The sequence below is a fragment of the Aestuariibaculum sp. YM273 genome, from assembly GCF_030908365.1.
Taxonomy (GTDB): domain Bacteria; phylum Bacteroidota; class Bacteroidia; order Flavobacteriales; family Flavobacteriaceae; genus Aestuariibaculum; species Aestuariibaculum marinum.
On sequence record NZ_CP133090.1, the window covers coordinates 1,234,535 to 1,250,694 of the forward strand.

Genomic DNA, 16,160 nt, shown 5'->3' on the forward strand with positions numbered 1-16,160 from the left:
AACTTAGCTTATAGATTGAAGATATTTCTTAGGCGTTGTACCATACTTCTTTTTAAATGCTGCAATAAAGTGACTTGCTGTGCTATACCCGACTTTTAAACCGACTTCATTCACATTATTTTCACCAGATTCCAATAGCTTTCGAGATACTTCCATTTTATAATCAAATAGAAAACTATAAACCGTGTCTCCATAAATCTGTTTAAACCCTTCCTTCAATTTTTTTAGACTTAAGCCTATTTCATCGGCTAATTCCTGTAAACTTGGTGGCTCTGCCATATTCGCTATAATAATATCCTTTGCCTTTCGAATTTTAATAACATTAGTTTCATCAACTAAAAACGGACATTGCTCAACATTGGCATCTTCACTTCTGTTAAAATATAAACTCAGCAACTCATAAGCTTTCCCTTTAAAATAAAGATTTTTAATAGACGAATTTAAATTGAAGTTGATTAACTGATTTAAAACAATAGCCATAGACGGCGAAATAATACCATCTTTATAATACTTTTTGTCTTTATTCTCAGCATTTAAAAAGGAAATATAATCGGCTTCCTGAGAAAACAAGCCATGAAATTTTTTAATGGAAATTAGAACCGAAACAATCCACGAGTTTGGGCTTACCTCAAGATTAATGGGCAAATCGCGCTGGGGATTATAAAGCAACAATGAGTTTTCTTCATGAATATTTAAAGTATAGCGACCTTCATTAAAAAGAAATTTACTGGATCCCTTCACACAAAAGTGAAATTGTATATAATCGCAGTTAATATCTTTCACAATACACTGTTCACTACTGGTATCGTTTTTAAACGTAAACACTAAAAAGCCATCATCTATTTCAGTTTCATCGAAAGCACTTACAGCGTTATTTTTAAAATCTATTTTATTATTCATCATATCTAAATTATTTAGATTAGTTCTAAACAAAAAACTCTAAACCTGCCTATTTCCCTATAAAAATATGACAAAAGCTAATTTATAACTAAAATGGGACATAAAAAACCACAAACGTTATTAAAAGTTCTTTCAGCGTTATTTTTTTTATTTCTATCGACATACATTTGCCATGAAATTTCAAACCAAGCATGCACCAATACAATATATCTAAGAGTAACTCCTTCTATGCCATAGGGTTAAGCTACAAAAAAGCTGACGCCGAAATAAGAGGACACTTCAGTTTAGATGAAGACGCCAAACAAGCGTTAATTAATCAAGCGAAAGAAAATGGTGTTGAAAGTTTGCTTGTTACCTCTACCTGTAACAGAACCGAAATTTACGGTTTTGCACAACATCCTTATCAGCTTATACAACTGCTTTGCGACAACACCAAAGGTACTGTTGACGAATTTCAAAAGGTTGCTTATATCTACAAAAACAACGAAGCCATTGCCCATATGTTTAAGGTAGGTTCTGGTCTTGACAGTCAGATTTTAGGTGACTTTGAAATTATTAGTCAGTTAAAAGCCAGTGCACGTGTTTCTAAAAAACACAAGTTATTAAATCATTTTACTGAACGCTTGCTAAACGCTGTAATTCAAGCAAGTAAACGCATTAAAACAGAAACCGAAATTTCTTCGGGAGCTACTTCGGTGTCTTTTGCTTCTGTTCAATATATCTTTAATACCGTTGAAGATATTTCAAGTAAAAATATTTTACTTTTTGGAACAGGTAAAATAGGAAGAAACACCTGTGAAAACTTAGTAAAGCACACCAAGAACGAGCATATTACTTTAATTAATAGAACCAAGACCAAAGCCGAACAAATTGCTGGTAAGTTCAATTTAGTAGTTAAAGATTATGCCAACCTTCAGGAAGAAATCAACAAATCTGATATTTTAATAGTGGCTACCGGCGCGCAACGCCCAACGGTTGACAAACACTTGATTCAATCTAAAAAGCCATTACTAATTTTAGATTTATCGATTCCTAAAAACGTTGATTCTAATGTTGAAACCTTAGACAATGTGACTTTGGTACATTTAGATGATTTATCGAAAATAACAGATCAAACACTTGAGGAACGCAGAAAACATATTCCTTTAGCCGAAGCTATTATCGAAGAAGTAAAAACAGAATTTAACGGTTGGCTGGAAACACGAAAGTTTGCCCCAACTATTAAAGCATTAAAACATAAATTAATGGATTTTGCGTCAAGCGAATTAGAAACGCAACGCAAAAAAACCACTGATTTTAATGAAGCGCAAGCCGAATTAATCAGTAACAACCTTATTCAAAAAATAACAAATCATTTTGCACATCATTTAAAAGATGATGCTGTATCTACAGATGAGAGTCTGGAACTCATTAAAAAGGTGTTTCAGTTAGAAACCAAAACACATGTCTAAAATAATAAGAATTGGTACACGCGATAGCGAATTAGCGCTATGGCAAGCCAAAATAGTACAAAGTCAACTTGAAGATTTAGGGTATAATACCGTGTTAGTTCCTGTAAAATCTACAGGTGATATAGTATTAGATAAACCCCTTTACGAATTAGGAATCACCGGAATTTTTACCCGTACACTTGATATTGCCATGCTTAATCATGATATCGATATTGCTGTACACTCATTAAAAGATGTTCCTACGGTTTTACCTAATGGCATTGTACAAGCTGCAGTTTTAAAACGTGGTAATGTAAACGACACTTTGGTTTTTAAACACAATGAAGAATTTTTAGGCGCCAGAGAAGCCGTTATTGCAACAGGAAGTTTACGTCGTAGAGCACAGTGGCTAAACCGTTTCCCAACACATACCATTGTAGATTTACGCGGTAATGTAAACTCACGTTTACAAAAATTAGCAGATAACGAACACTGGAATGGTGCTATTTTCGCAGCTGCCGGTATTGGACGTATTGGCATTCGTCCAGAAGAAGCTATCAACTTAGACTGGATGATTCCTGCGCCAGCTCAAGGAGCCATTATGATTACTGCTTTAGGCGAGGATGATTATTCACTTACAGCCTGTTCACAACTTAACCATAGAGAAACAGAAATCTGTACTTCTATCGAGCGTGAGTTTTTAAACAAACTTGAAGGTGGTTGTACCGCTCCAATTGGCGCACTAGCCACCATAAAAAATGATGAAATACACTTTAAAGGTGTGCTTTTAAGTTTCGACGGAACCAAACGCATCGATGTAACCCATGTTAAAAAAGTGGGGCAACATGATGGCATGGCTAAATACTGTGCCGATTTCGTTATTGAACGTGGCGGAAAACGTTTAATGGATAACATTAAAAACGGCCATAAAAATACGAATGTATATTCTACAAAATCGTTTACCGAAGACCAACGTGTATTATTTCATGATAAGGCCATCGTTGAACATAGCGATTTTATAAAAATAAGTTTAAACCGTATTCATCCGCGTTTTGTAAAAAACGAAATTGAAAACGTTATCATTACCAGTAAAAATGCTGTAGAAAGTTTACTAACTAGTTTTTCTCCTTTAGAGCTTCAGTTTAAAAACATCTATTGCGTGGGTCGCCGAACCAAACGTATGGTAGAAAACAAGATTGGTAAAGTCACCCATTTTGAAAATAGTGCCAAAAAATTGGCTCATTATTTAGTTGAAAATATTGATGGCAATGCAGTTACTTATTTCTGTAGTAATTTAAGACTGGATGACCTTCCGACTATTTTAGCCGAAAACAATATTAAAGTAACCGAAGTTGAGGCTTACCAGACCAAATACGATGGTATTCGTGTAAATGACTCCGTAGAAAGCGTTATGTTTTACAGCCCTTCAACAGTGCAAAGTTTTGTTGAGAAAAACAATTCAGAAGTGATTGCCTTTTGTATTGGAGATAGCACAGCTAAGGAAGCTAAAAAGCATTTTAGCGATGTTAGAGTTGCAAAAGTACCTACGGTAGAAAGTGTTATAGAATTAGTTAACAAGCATTACATATAAAAATTCTATTTTTGTTATAGAATTCCACGTTTTTTAACCTGCTTAAAATCAGTGTTATTTTATAAGCATAGAGAAAACTAAATTATAACAATGAAAAGAGAATCTTTACTAAATAACGTATATCGCTTTTTTGATATCATAGTATTGCTCTTTATTGTTTTTGATTTTGGTTACGACTTTGCTGATAACTTTAATACGCCTCACGTTTTAGGCTTACTTATTCTTTCAGGCTTTTTACTTGCTTTTAATGCAGCCAAATTCTTTGTATATAAATACAAGAAAAGTAAGAAAGTTGCTCTGGTAAACATTGTTATTATGGGATCTCTACTATTGACGTCCCTTATTATGACCATAGTCTATATCGACTATAACTACCATTACATCCTGCAAAAAATAAAACCGGTATTAGAAGGTGGTCTTATCGCCTATTTCTTTTTAAGATTACTCATTTTAGTACGTCACATTTACGATGTGTATTTTAATCCCGCCATAGTGTTTGTCGGGAGTTTTATAATTTTGGCGTTATCGGGTGCATTTTTATTAATTATGCCCAGTGCAACACCGCACGGCATCACTTTTACCAATGCCCTATTTACAGCAACCAGCGCCGTTTGCGTTACCGGATTAGCCGTAGTTGATACCAGTCTGGATTTTACGCTGGTTGGGCAAACCATTATTTTAGTATTAATACAACTAGGAGGTATTGGAATTTTAACGTTCACCTCGTTTTTCGCCTTTTTCTTTAGAGGGAGTTCCTCGTTTAAAGAAGGCCTAAATACACGAGATTTTATAGCACAGGAAGGTTTACAGGACGTTTTTAAAGCCGCCCTTCACGTAGTAATCTTTACATTGTCTTTAGAAATTATTGGAGCTTTCTTTATTTATTATTCTATACTTGATGTTAGTACTATAAGTAACAAGTTTTTCTTTTCGGTATTCCACTCCATTTCTGCATTTTGTAATGCCGGATTCTCGATATTTTCAGCAGGATTATTCGACCAAAGTATTCGTTTCAACTATGGTTTTCAATGGATAATAATGATACTGGTTGTATTTGGTGGTCTAGGCCATAATATTGTGTTCAACTTTGTACAATACATTAAAACCTATATCCTGGAATTATTTAGCAAAAAACGTATTCACAAGCGTATTCCAGTCATAACTCTGAATACAAAAATTGTAATTTACACGACTTTTATTTTACTTATTGGCGGTGCTGGATTTCTGTTTATTTCAGAATACAACAATACGCTATTAGACCATACCTCAGCGTTTGGTAAATTTACTAATGTCGCTTTTGGGTCGGTTACACCAAGAACCGCAGGGTTTAATGTGGTGGACTATTCTTCAATGGCCGTACCATCATTACTATTGGTTATTTTTTTAATGTGGATTGGAGCCTCGCCTGCATCTACCGGTGGTGGTATAAAAACCAGTACCTTTGCAATTGCAACGCTTAATATTATTGCTATAGCCAGAGGAAAAAGTAGGATAGAGCTTTTTGGAAGACGCCTTTCGGCAGAATCGACATTAAGAGCGTTTGCCATTTTATGTATTTCGTTAATTGTTATTGGTATTGCCATTATGGCATTACTAATTTTTGAACCCAAAGACACGCCATTGCTTACCGTAGCATTCGAGTGTTTTTCGGCATATAGTACCGTTGGATTGAGTTTGAATTTTACACCTACACTTTCAGACCCAAGTAAATACGTCATCATTATTGTGATGTTTGTAGGGAGAATAGGTATGCTCAACTTAATGATTGGTTTACTACGACAGTTAAATCATCAATTCTATGAGTATCCAAAAGAAAATATTTTAATCAACTAGAAACCGTTTCTAATAAAATAAATAACTCATGAAAATAATAGTTTTTGGACTTGGGAATTTCGGTACAGCCTTAGCACTAAGCCTTACCGAAACAGGAAATGAAGTTATTGCCATAGACAAACAAATGGATAAGATTAACTTGGTGAAAGACAAGATTTCTCATGCCATTTGTATGGACTCTACCAACGAGCTGGCCTACGATGCCGTACCTTTAAACGACGCCGACAAAGTGGTGGTTGCTATTGGTGAAAATGAAGGTGCAGCGATTATCACCACAGCTATCATTAAAAAATTGAGTACGGTAAAAATCATCAGTCGTGCCTTATCACCTATTCACGATACGGTATTGGAGGCGATGGGTATTCACAGTATCATTCACCCAGAGCAGGATTCGGCAGATCGATTAACAAAACAAATCAACTTTAAGTCTACACTGGAAAACTATCAGTTAGATAACAACTTTACCATTTCAGAAGTTAGAGCCAAAAAAGAATTCTACGGAAAGACTTTAAGAGAACTGGACTCTATAGACACCTATAGCTTAACGTTGATTACCATTATTCGCGAAAGAGAAAAGAAAAATTTAATAGGCAAAAAAACAATAGTTAAAGAAACTATTGGCCGCACCAACCCAGATACAGTAGTTTTAGATAACGATATTTTAGTGGTTTACGGAAACAACAAAGACATCGAAAATTACTGTATGGGTGAAGAAGAATACGATTTAAGAAACAAAAACATTTAAGATGATAAAAAACGATCTGTTTTTAAGAGCACTAAAAGGCGAAACTGTTAACCGTCCACCAGTATGGATGATGCGTCAGGCAGGACGCTATTTGCCAGAGTTTATGGCGTTACGTGAGAAATATGATTTCTTTACGCGTTGCCAGACACCAGAATTAGCAAGTGAAATTACCGTACAACCTATTCGTCGTTACGGTATGGATGCCGCTATTTTATTTAGTGATATTTTAGTGATTCCGCAGGCTATGAATGTCGAGGTACAAATGAAACCAAATTTTGGTCCGTACCTTCCTAACCCGATACGTACGACTAAAGATGTCGAAAATGTAATTGTTCCAGATGTAAAAGAAGCTTTAGATTACGTTTATCAGGCTATTAAAGCCACTAAAGAATTATTAAACGACGAAATTCCTTTAATTGGTTTCGCAGGTTCTCCATGGACTATTCTTTGCTACATGGTACAAGGCCAAGGTAGTAAAACCTTTGATAAAGCGAAAGAATTTTGTTTTACTAATCCGGTTGCAGCACACACACTACTGCAAAAAATTACCGATACCACCATTGCTTACTTAAAAGAAAAAGTAAAAGCTGGTGTTAATGCCGTTCAGGTATTTGATTCTTGGGGTGGTATGTTATCACCAACCGATTACCAAGAGTTTTCTTGGCAATACATTAACCAAATAATTGAAGCGTTAAAAGACGATGCACCTGTGATCGCCTTTGGTAAAGGTTGCTGGTTTGCGCTTCACGACATGGCGCAAAGTAACGCTTCTGCACTTGGTATAGACTGGACATGCTCGGCAAGAAATGCACGTTATTTAACCGGTGGAAACATCACGCTTCAAGGTAATTTCGATCCATCAAGATTATTATCACCTCCAGCCGATATTAAACGCATGGTTCACCAAATGATTAACGAATTTGGTAAAGATAAATACATTGTAAACTTAGGTCATGGTATTTTACCTAACATCCCGTTAGAAAATGCGCAAGCCTTTGTAGATGCTGTTAAAAATTATAGCGCATAATATTTGGGCGTTACCAAAGGTCGCGCTTTCGGCAGTCGCTTCCCGGTTAAATATAACCGGGAGAGCTTCAACAAAGCCTCTATCGCTAACGCAAAACAACAGCCATGATTAAAAATATTGTTTCAGGAATTAAAGCCTATTTCGGAGCGTTTAGTTTGATTTCAAAACTAAACCTTTGGAAATACTTCGCCATCCCCATGCTTATTAGTTTCATAACTGCCATTGTGATTGGTGTTTCTGCTTACGGCCTTTCTGATAATATTGTAGATTATATTACAAGTATTTATCCAAGCTGGAACACATACGATTGGTTAAAAACTACTTTCCGAATTATAACAGGACTTATAATTATTCTCTTAGGATTAATTATCTACAAGCATATTGTTATGGCCTTATCGGCACCATTTATGAGTCCAGTTTCCGAGAAAATTGAAGCGCATCTTCTTGGTTCCGATAAAACCTATAGAATTACCTCTTTTACCGAACAGTTATGGCGCGCCATTCGTATTAACGTTAGAAACCTGTTTATGGAATTGCTCATCACAATTCCGTTGTTAATCTTAAGTTTTATTCCTATAATAGGCATTCTGTTCACCATACTTATTTTCTTTATTCAGGCCTATTACGCTGGCTTTGGTAACATGGATTATACCTTGGAACGCCACTATAAATACAACGAAAGCCTTAACTTTGTAAAACGAAATCGCGGATTGGCTATTGGTAACGGTATCATATTTATATTGTTTTTATTAATTCCGTTTATCGGAGTCATTTTAGTATTGCCCCTATCGGTAACGGCAGCTTCAGTAAAAACCATTGAAGCCCTTCAATTAGAAAGTCATTATGAAAAATAAATTTTACAAATACATACAACAACTCCAAGACACCATCACTTCTAAACTGGAAGCTATTGATGGCAAAGCCACGTTTCAGCAAGATCTTTGGGAACGTCCTGAAGGCGGCGGTGGTAGAACCCGTGTGATTCAAAACGGCAATGTATTTGAAAAAGGTGGCGTAAATATCTCTGGTGTTCACGGTAAGTTACCAGATACCATGCAGGCGTATTTTGGTGTTGAAGACGCCGACTTTTTTGCCTGTGGTTTAAGCCTGGTACTTCACCCGAAGAGTCCAATGGTGCCAACAGTTCATGCCAACTGGCGCTATTTTGAAATGTATGATAAAGATGGAAAGATTGTAGACCAATGGTTTGGTGGCGGACAAGATTTAACGCCGTACTATTTATTCGACGAAGACGCTGTTCATTTTCATCAAATCTGTAAAACAGCCTGCGACAAGCACAATCCGGAATTTTACCCAACTTATAAAAAACGTTGCGACGAGTATTTTTACAATACACACCGCAATGAAGGTCGTGGTATAGGTGGTTTATTTTTCGATTATTGTAAAGCAACCAAAGAAACCAGTATGGAAGACTGGTATAACTTTGTAACCGAAGTTGGTGACAGTTTCCTTGAAGCCTACGTTCCAATAGTTGAAAAACGTAAAGATTTACCTTATACCGAAGCTAACCGTACTTGGCAGGAAATTCGTCGTGGGCGTTATGTAGAATTCAATTTAGTACACGATAAAGGCACCTTATTTGGGTTAAAAACAAATGGCCGAATAGAAAGTATTTTAATGAGTTTACCACCACATGTGCAATGGGTTTACGACCATCAGCCTGAAACTGGTAGCGAGGAAGAAAAACTAGTCGAGGTTTTACAAAATCCTGTAGACTGGGTGTAACATGAATTGCTACTGCGGAAATAACAAAACCTACAGCACATGCTGCGAAGTATTTCATAAAAACGGTGGAAAAACAGAAACTGCCGAGCAACTTATGCGTTCGCGTTACAGTGCTTTTGTTGTGGCTGATGGTGATTATTTAATGCTGACTCATCACAGCTCAACCAGGCCTGTAAAAGAGAAAAAAGCGATTGTAAACTGGGCCAAATCGGTACAGTGGATAAAGCTAGAAGTACAAGAAACTTCAAAAGGTATGGCTACCGACAATGAAGGCACCGTAACCTTCGATGCCTATTTTTTTGAAAATGGCAAAGTAGACGTCATTCATGAAAAATCAGCTTTTGTAAAAGAAAATAACATTTGGAAATACTTAGGATTAAGCCAGTAAACATCAATTAATCCGATAAAAACTACAAACCTCGATTATCGAGTAAATAAAAAAGATTATGTATCCATTAAGAAGAAATAGACGATTAAGAGCTAACGAAGCTATTAGAAGCTTGGTAAGAGAGACCATAGTTACACCGAACGACTTTTTAGTACCTTTATTTGTTGTTGAAGGCAAAGGTATTAAAGAAGAAATTGCTTCGATGCCAAACTACTTTCGTTATAGCTTAGATTTACTGGAAAACGAAGTTAAAGAACTTTGGAGCCTAGGTTTAAAATCGGTATTATTATTTGTTAAAGTACCAGAAAATTTAAAAGACAATAAAGGAACTGAAGCTTTAAACCCTAACGGATTAATGCAACGCGCCATTAAAACCGTAAAAAATGTTTGTCCTGAGATGTTGGTCATGACGGATGTGGCTTTAGATCCTTATTCAGCTTACGGACACGACGGAATTGTTGAAAACGGCATCATCTTAAACGACCCAACGTCTCAAGTACTAGCAGAAATGGCTTTGTCTCACGCTCAGGCTGGTGCCGATTTTGTAGCACCAAGTGATATGATGGATGGTCGTATTATTCAAATGCGAGAGTTATTAGAGGACGAAGGTTTTACCAATACTGGAATTATGAGTTACTCAGCAAAATATGCTTCGGCATTTTACGGGCCCTTCCGTGATGCTTTAGACTCTGCCCCTGTTGATATGGCAGATGTTCCAAAGGATAAAAAAACCTACCAGATGGATTATGCAAATCGTATTGAAGCCATAAGAGAAACCGAAATGGATATTGACGAAGGCGCTGATATTGTTATGGTAAAACCGGGCTTGTGTTATTTAGATATTGTTCGTGACATTAAAAATGCTGTTGATGTTCCTGTCGCTGTATACCAAGTGTCTGGCGAATACGCCATGATTAAAGCTGCTGCAGAAAAAGGCTGGTTAAACCACGACGCCGTTATATTAGAGCAAACGTACGCCATTAAACGTGCCGGTGCAGATATTATAGCTTCATATTTTGCCAAAGATATGGTTAAGTTAATTTCTTAAAATATTAATATCGTTCTTAAAAGCATATTCCAAGAGTATTCAATTTCGGAATATGCTTTTTTACTTTAGGAGTAAATCAGATTTCGTAACTTCGTAAAAAACGATATCATATTTTATGAGCGCACTTATTTTTTGGGCAACAATCTCAATCTTCTTTTCCTTTTTATGTTCCATACTCGAAGCGGTATTACTTAGTGTAACACCAACGTTTATCAACTTAAAAAAACAGGAAGGTAAAGACTTTGCTTTTACTTTGGAAGCCTTAAAAAAGGACGTCGACAAACCGCTAATATCTATATTAACCCTAAACACTATCGCACACACTTTGGGTGCGATGATGGTGGGTATTCAGGCAGAAAAACTTCCGTATAAAATTGAACTATTCGGTATCAATACAGTAGGAGTGGTTTCAGCAATCATGACTCTATTAATTTTAATTGCCTCTGAAATTATTCCGAAAACCATTGGAGCAACCTACTGGAAAAACTTATCAGGGTTTACCGCTACAACTCTGACCATCTTGATTTTCCCCTTAAAATGGACCGGGATTCTTTGGTTGTTACAACTTACTACAAAACTTATTGGTGGCACAGAACATGGCAGTGTTTTAAGCAGAGAAAGTTTTATGGCTATGACCGATATCGCTCATGAGGAAGGTGTTTTTCATGAAAGCGAAAGTAAGGTGATTAAAAACCTACTCACATTTAAGGAAGTCTTCGCTAAAGATATCATGACTCCACGAACCGTGATGAAAATTGAAGATGAAGATATGACTGTGGAAGCTTTTTTCAAGAAAAATTTAAATCTTAGGTTTTCAAGAATTCCTATTTATTCTAAAGATCACGACAATATTATAGGCTTGGTATTAAAAGACGATGTTTACAAACAAATGGCTTTAGATAACAATACCAAAAAGTTATCTGAACTTAAAAGAAATATCATTGTTGTTACTAGAAATATGCCTATCCCATTATTATTTGACAAGCTTGTTGATAGTAGAAATCATATGGCTTTGGTGGTTGACGAATACGGTTCTGTAAGTGGTATTGTAACTGTTGAAGACGTTATTGAAACTTTACTTGGTTTGGAAATTATGGACGAAAGTGATAACGTATCCGATTTGCAACATCTGGCTCGAAAAAGCTGGGAAACCAGAGCTAAACGCTTAGGTATTATTGACGATTCTAAACAATAAACATGGATACTTGTATTATTAAATCACCATTAGGTTTTACCAAAATAACTGGAGACAATATGGGGATTTCATCGGTTACTGTTTTAAATTCTGAAGAAATAATCTCTGAAACTATTCCCGAAACTTTACAAGATTGTGTCACCCAGTTAAAAGAATATTTTGAAGGTTCACGCACAACATTCAACCTAAAACTAAGCCCTAAAGGCACCGATTTTCAAAAATCTGTCTGGACATTATTACAGCAAATTCCTTTCGGAAAGAGCATTTCCTATTTAGAACTTTCCAAACAACTTGGCGATCCAAAAGCCATTCGGGCCGTGGCTAATGCGAATGGCAAAAACCCGTTCTGGATTATTGTGCCATGTCACCGCGTTATTGGTACCGATGGTAGTTTAACAGGGTATGCCGGTGGCTTAAATCGCAAACAATGGCTTTTAGAACACGAAAGCCCGAATAAACAACAAAGTTTATTTTAAGTTCTTTAAAATTTTAAAATGAGCCCTAAAGTCGAGCCCTTTATTCCTTAAAATATTTCCTATATTTAGTTCAACTAAACCTGTCAGCATGAAATTCCTCAAAAAACTACTTAAATGGATCGTAATCACCATTGCGCTGCTTATTGCTTTACTTTACCTTTTCGATTACGGTTACATTATTCGTGGTGCCAAAATCGTTTATTTCACAGGTCATAACACTGCTTTTATTGATGATTACCCATATTTCGAAAACGACACTATAAAAAAAGGAACAGATCCTCAACCTTGGCCTATTCACAAAAATTACAATTCAGTCGAACCCACCGAGAAACTTATAAAAGTCAATAACGACTGGGGAACCATAGCCTATCTCATTATTAAAAATGATAGCATTTGGTTTGAAAAATATTACGAAGATTTTGGTAAAGACTCAAAAACCAATTCGTTTTCAATGGCAAAAAGCATCACCACCACGTTGCTGGGAAAAGCTATTATGGATGGTTACATAGATAACTTAGACCAACCTGTAAGTGATTTTTATCCACAATATAATGATACGAAAACTACGGTTGGCGACCTGGCTTCAATGGCATCAGGATTAGATTGGGTCGAGCATTATACAAGTCCGTTTTCGGTAACCGCAAGAGCCAATTACGACGATGATTTGGCCGAAACTATTCTTAACCAAAAAGTGATAGAGGAACCTGGTAAGTCATTTAAATACCTAAGCGGAAATACTCAGTTACTAGGGATGATTATAGAAAAAGCATCCGGAAAATCTCTTTCAAATTATTTATCAGAAAGTTTTTGGGAGCCTATGGGGGCTACCGACGATGCCCTTTGGCAATTAGATGATAGCAAACACAAATTAGCTAAAGCATTTTGCTGTATTTCAAGTAACGCCCGGGATTTTGCCCGTTTTGGAAAATTATATAAAGACTACGGAAAATGGAATGGCAAGCAACTTCTCGATTCTTCTTATGCTGTAAAAAGCGTGACCCCTCGTTTTCCTGAAAGCCCACAATACGGTTACGGGTGGTGGATGAAAGATGTTGGAAGCAAACACTTTTTTATGATGCGTGGCCATCTGGGGCAATATGTTATTGTAGAGCCCGAAGACAACCTCATCATTGTTCGTTTAGGACACCGAAAATCACCCGACGAAGGCGTTGGACAGTTTACACGAGATATTACTGTCTATATTGAAGAAGCTTATAACATGTTAGGATATGATCTCTAAAATCAACTTAGAAAACATATTATTTTTAGATATTGAAACCGTACCCGAGGTTCAGCATTTCTCAGATTTAGACGAGACTAAGCAAGCCTTATGGGAACAAAAATCACAATACCAACGTAAAGACGATTACACCGCCGAAGAGTTTTACGATCGCGCCGGTATATGGGCAGAATTCGGTAAAATAGTTTGTATTTCGGTTGGGTATTTTGCTTTTAAAGGCGACATGCGCAACTTTAGAGTCACTTCTTTTTTTGGTGATGAAGCCAAACTTTTAAAGGATTTTAAAAATTTACTGAATACCCATTTCAACCACCCAAATCATCTGCTTTGCGGACATAATGCCAAGGAATTCGACTTTCCCTATATCGCACGTCGTATGATTATAAACGGTATTGAACTTCCTCATAAACTTAATTTGTTTGGTAAAAAACCATGGGAAGTACCTCACATCGACACTTTGGAACTTTGGAAGTTTGGGGATTTTAAAAGTTACACCTCTCTAAAACTGCTTACCAATGTTTTAGGTGTTCCTTCTCCTAAAGATGATATCGATGGTAGTGAAGTCTATCGCGTGTATTACGAAGAAAACGAAATCGATCGCATTGTTATATACTGCGAAAAAGATACCATTGCCGTAGCACAAATCTTTTTACGATTACGAGGCGACGAGCTATTAACCAACGATGAAATTTTTCATATATAAATGCAGAATACCCCAATTTTAAACATAAAAGACTTAACCATTGCCTTTGGAAAAAATGAAGTGATTCATAACATTTCGTATGAGTTATTTGAAAATGAAATTCTGGGTATTGTTGGTGAATCTGGATCCGGGAAATCGGTGTCATCGTTAGCCATATTAGGTTTGCTTCCAAAGAACATTTCAAACATTTCTTCAGGGCAAATTCTTTTTAATAATGAAGATTTAACGACGCTATCTTCAAAAGCATTACAACAAATTCGCGGCAAAAAAATAGCCATGATTTTTCAGGAGCCCATGAGTTCCTTAAATCCGTCTATGACCTGCGGAAAACAAGTTCAGGAAATCCTGCTTCAACATACCAATTTATCGAAGCAAGAAGCCAAAGCAGAAACGATTACGCTTTTTGAAAAAGTAAAACTTCCGAATCCTACAAGGGTTTATCATGCCTATCCGCATGAGATTTCAGGCGGACAAAAACAACGAGTTATGATTGCCATGGCTATAAGTTGTAAACCGGATGTTTTAATTGCCGACGAACCTACAACTGCCTTAGACGTTACCGTTCAAAAAGAGATTATTAAACTTTTGAAAGACCTTCAGATTGAAACAAAAATGAGTGTGATTTTCATCACGCATGATTTGTCGTTAATCTCAGAAATTGCAGACCGTGTTTTAGTGATGTATAAAGGTGATATTGTAGAACAAGGGAATGCGCATACCATATTTCACAATCCGCAACACACTTATACAAAAGCACTAATTAATGCTCGTCCATCGTTAGATACACGACTAAAGGTATTACCAACCATAAAAGATTATTTAGACGGTACAATCAAACATTCTATTATTACGGCTGACGACCGAAAACAAAAACATGACAGTATTTACAGCAAACCACCTTTACTTGAAGTGGTTAATGTTGAAAAGGAATACTTCTCGAAAAGCGGTTGGTTTAGTAAACCAAGTACCTTTAAAGCCGTAAACGATGTGAGTTTTAAATTATACGAAGGCGAAACGTTAGGTTTGGTTGGTGAATCCGGCTGCGGAAAATCGACTCTAGGAAATGCCATTCTTCAGCTTGATAAGGCCACTGCAGGACAAATTCTGTATAAAGGCACCGACATTACTAAACTATCGAACAAAGCCATAAAAACGCTTAGAAAAGAGATTCAGATTATATTTCAAGATCCGTATTCATCTTTAAACCCCAGAATTCCAGTTGGTGAAGCCATTATGGAACCCATGCAGGTACATAAACTTTATAATTCGAATAAAGAACGAAAAGAAAAAGTGATAGACATACTGGAGCGTGTTGGTCTATCGGAAGACTATTTTAACCGTTATCCTCATGAGTTTTCAGGTGGACAACGTCAGCGTATCGGGATTGCCAGAACTATTGCCTTACAACCTAAGTTGATTGTTTGCGACGAATCGGTTTCGGCATTGGATATTTCGGTTCAGGCACAGGTTTTAAATCTGTTAAATGAGCTTAAAGAGAGTTTTGGATTCACCTATATTTTCATTTCCCACGATTTAGCCGTGGTGAAATATATGTCGGATCAATTACTGGTAATGAACCAGGGTAAAATAGAAGAATTGGGTGATGCTGATACCATTTACAGCACACCCAATTCTGCATACACTAAAAAATTAATAAAGGCTATCCCGAAGGGATTATAACATGAACACTTTTTTAGTTAAATAGAATAAACTCTTTAAAAACTTTAGGTTTTCACGCATTGTTTCTTTGAATTTATTCTCCGTCAATGTAGGTTGGTCAGGTAGATTTGTTGCAAAATTCATAAGCGTTAAGTTTATGATAGATTTAGGTAAATCTA

15 protein-coding genes are annotated in these 16,160 nt (G+C 36.3%); 14 read left to right on the forward strand and 1 reads right to left on the reverse strand.

Annotated elements, in window-relative coordinates; genetic code table 11:
- Window positions 1-3 precede the first annotated feature (3 nt).
- Window positions 4-903 (reverse strand): helix-turn-helix transcriptional regulator, encoded by a 900-nt coding sequence (locus tag RBH94_RS05205; protein WP_374047718.1) that lies wholly within the window; start codon window positions 901-903, stop codon window positions 4-6.
- 188 nt (window positions 904-1,091) lie between these two features.
- Here RBH94_RS05205 and hemA point away from each other — a divergent pair, with 188 nt between their 5' ends.
- From hemA to RBH94_RS05275, 14 genes are all read left to right on the forward strand, one after another.
- Window positions 1,092-2,351, forward strand: coding sequence for a glutamyl-tRNA reductase (gene hemA / locus RBH94_RS05210; protein ID WP_307882680.1), 1,260 nt, complete (start codon window positions 1,092-1,094; stop codon window positions 2,349-2,351).
- Window positions 2,344-3,921, forward strand: a complete 1,578-nt coding sequence (hemC, locus tag RBH94_RS05215) for a hydroxymethylbilane synthase (protein WP_307882681.1) — start codon at window positions 2,344-2,346, stop codon at window positions 3,919-3,921. Before hemA ends, hemC begins: the two co-directional genes overlap by 8 nt.
- 90 nt (window positions 3,922-4,011) lie before the next feature.
- Complete coding sequence (locus RBH94_RS05220; protein ID WP_307882682.1) at window positions 4,012-5,754, forward strand: TrkH family potassium uptake protein; 1,743 nt, start codon at window positions 4,012-4,014, stop codon at window positions 5,752-5,754.
- 28 nt (window positions 5,755-5,782) lie between these two features.
- Window positions 5,783-6,499: a TrkA family potassium uptake protein gene (locus RBH94_RS05225; RefSeq protein ID WP_188222734.1), complete on the forward strand. Its 717-nt coding sequence runs from the start codon at window positions 5,783-5,785 to the stop codon at window positions 6,497-6,499.
- Window position 6,500: 1 nt separating this feature from the next.
- Complete coding sequence (hemE, locus tag RBH94_RS05230; RefSeq protein WP_307882683.1) at window positions 6,501-7,526, forward strand: uroporphyrinogen decarboxylase; 1,026 nt, start codon at window positions 6,501-6,503, stop codon at window positions 7,524-7,526.
- A 104-nt stretch (window positions 7,527-7,630) separates the two neighbouring features.
- Window positions 7,631-8,380: an EI24 domain-containing protein gene (locus RBH94_RS05235; RefSeq protein WP_307882684.1), complete on the forward strand. Its 750-nt coding sequence runs from the start codon at window positions 7,631-7,633 to the stop codon at window positions 8,378-8,380.
- Window positions 8,370-9,272 (forward strand): oxygen-dependent coproporphyrinogen oxidase, encoded by a 903-nt coding sequence (gene hemF / locus RBH94_RS05240; RefSeq protein ID WP_307882685.1) that lies wholly within the window; start codon window positions 8,370-8,372, stop codon window positions 9,270-9,272. Before RBH94_RS05235 ends, hemF begins: the two co-directional genes overlap by 11 nt.
- A gap of 1 nt (window position 9,273) precedes the next feature.
- Window positions 9,274-9,660, forward strand: coding sequence for a YchJ family protein (locus tag RBH94_RS05245; protein WP_307882686.1), 387 nt, complete (start codon window positions 9,274-9,276; stop codon window positions 9,658-9,660).
- A gap of 58 nt (window positions 9,661-9,718) precedes the next feature.
- Window positions 9,719-10,708: a porphobilinogen synthase gene (hemB, locus tag RBH94_RS05250; protein WP_307882687.1), complete on the forward strand. Its 990-nt coding sequence runs from the start codon at window positions 9,719-9,721 to the stop codon at window positions 10,706-10,708.
- Window positions 10,709-10,823: 115 nt separating this feature from the next.
- The gene (locus RBH94_RS05255) at window positions 10,824-11,903 is read left to right on the forward strand and encodes a CNNM domain-containing protein (RefSeq protein ID WP_188222728.1); all 1,080 of its coding nucleotides are present in this window, start codon (window positions 10,824-10,826) and stop codon (window positions 11,901-11,903) included.
- Window positions 11,904-11,905: 2 nt separating this feature from the next.
- Window positions 11,906-12,379: a methylated-DNA--[protein]-cysteine S-methyltransferase gene (locus RBH94_RS05260; RefSeq protein ID WP_307882688.1), complete on the forward strand. Its 474-nt coding sequence runs from the start codon at window positions 11,906-11,908 to the stop codon at window positions 12,377-12,379.
- An 88-nt stretch (window positions 12,380-12,467) separates the two neighbouring features.
- Window positions 12,468-13,619, forward strand: a complete 1,152-nt coding sequence (locus tag RBH94_RS05265) for a serine hydrolase (RefSeq protein WP_307882689.1) — start codon at window positions 12,468-12,470, stop codon at window positions 13,617-13,619.
- A complete protein-coding gene (locus tag RBH94_RS05270; RefSeq protein WP_307882690.1) occupies window positions 13,609-14,322 on the forward strand; it encodes a 3'-5' exonuclease in 714 nt (237 codons plus the stop codon). Before RBH94_RS05265 ends, RBH94_RS05270 begins: the two co-directional genes overlap by 11 nt.
- On the forward strand, window positions 14,323-16,002 hold the full coding sequence (locus RBH94_RS05275; RefSeq protein WP_307882691.1) for an ABC transporter ATP-binding protein: 1,680 nt from the start codon (window positions 14,323-14,325) through the stop codon (window positions 16,000-16,002).
- The last annotated feature ends 158 nt before the right edge of the window (window positions 16,003-16,160 follow it).

What these genes read in the sequence shown, in the direction of transcription:
- RBH94_RS05245 (WP_307882686.1), top strand. Translation starts at nt 9,274, where the DNA reads ATGAATTGCTACTGCGGAAATAACAAAACCTACAGCACATGCTGCGAA.
- RBH94_RS05260 (WP_307882688.1), top strand. Translation starts at nt 11,906, where the DNA reads ATGGATACTTGTATTATTAAATCACCATTAGGTTTTACCAAAATAACT.
- RBH94_RS05275 (WP_307882691.1), top strand. Translation starts at nt 14,323, where the DNA reads ATGCAGAATACCCCAATTTTAAACATAAAAGACTTAACCATTGCCTTT.
- RBH94_RS05205 (WP_374047718.1), bottom strand. Translation starts at nt 903, where the DNA reads ATGATGAATAATAAAATAGATTTTAAAAATAACGCTGTAAGTGCTTTC.
- hemF (WP_307882685.1), top strand. Translation starts at nt 8,370, where the DNA reads ATGAAAAATAAATTTTACAAATACATACAACAACTCCAAGACACCATC.
- hemC (WP_307882681.1), top strand. Translation starts at nt 2,344, where the DNA reads ATGTCTAAAATAATAAGAATTGGTACACGCGATAGCGAATTAGCGCTA.
- hemB (WP_307882687.1), top strand. Translation starts at nt 9,719, where the DNA reads ATGTATCCATTAAGAAGAAATAGACGATTAAGAGCTAACGAAGCTATT.
- hemA (WP_307882680.1), top strand. Translation starts at nt 1,092, where the DNA reads ATGCACCAATACAATATATCTAAGAGTAACTCCTTCTATGCCATAGGG.
- RBH94_RS05265 (WP_307882689.1), top strand. Translation starts at nt 12,468, where the DNA reads ATGAAATTCCTCAAAAAACTACTTAAATGGATCGTAATCACCATTGCG.
- RBH94_RS05270 (WP_307882690.1), top strand. Translation starts at nt 13,609, where the DNA reads ATGATCTCTAAAATCAACTTAGAAAACATATTATTTTTAGATATTGAA.
- hemE (WP_307882683.1), top strand. Translation starts at nt 6,501, where the DNA reads ATGATAAAAAACGATCTGTTTTTAAGAGCACTAAAAGGCGAAACTGTT.
- RBH94_RS05220 (WP_307882682.1), top strand. Translation starts at nt 4,012, where the DNA reads ATGAAAAGAGAATCTTTACTAAATAACGTATATCGCTTTTTTGATATC.
- RBH94_RS05255 (WP_188222728.1), top strand. Translation starts at nt 10,824, where the DNA reads ATGAGCGCACTTATTTTTTGGGCAACAATCTCAATCTTCTTTTCCTTT.
- RBH94_RS05225 (WP_188222734.1), top strand. Translation starts at nt 5,783, where the DNA reads ATGAAAATAATAGTTTTTGGACTTGGGAATTTCGGTACAGCCTTAGCA.
- RBH94_RS05235 (WP_307882684.1), top strand. Translation starts at nt 7,631, where the DNA reads ATGATTAAAAATATTGTTTCAGGAATTAAAGCCTATTTCGGAGCGTTT.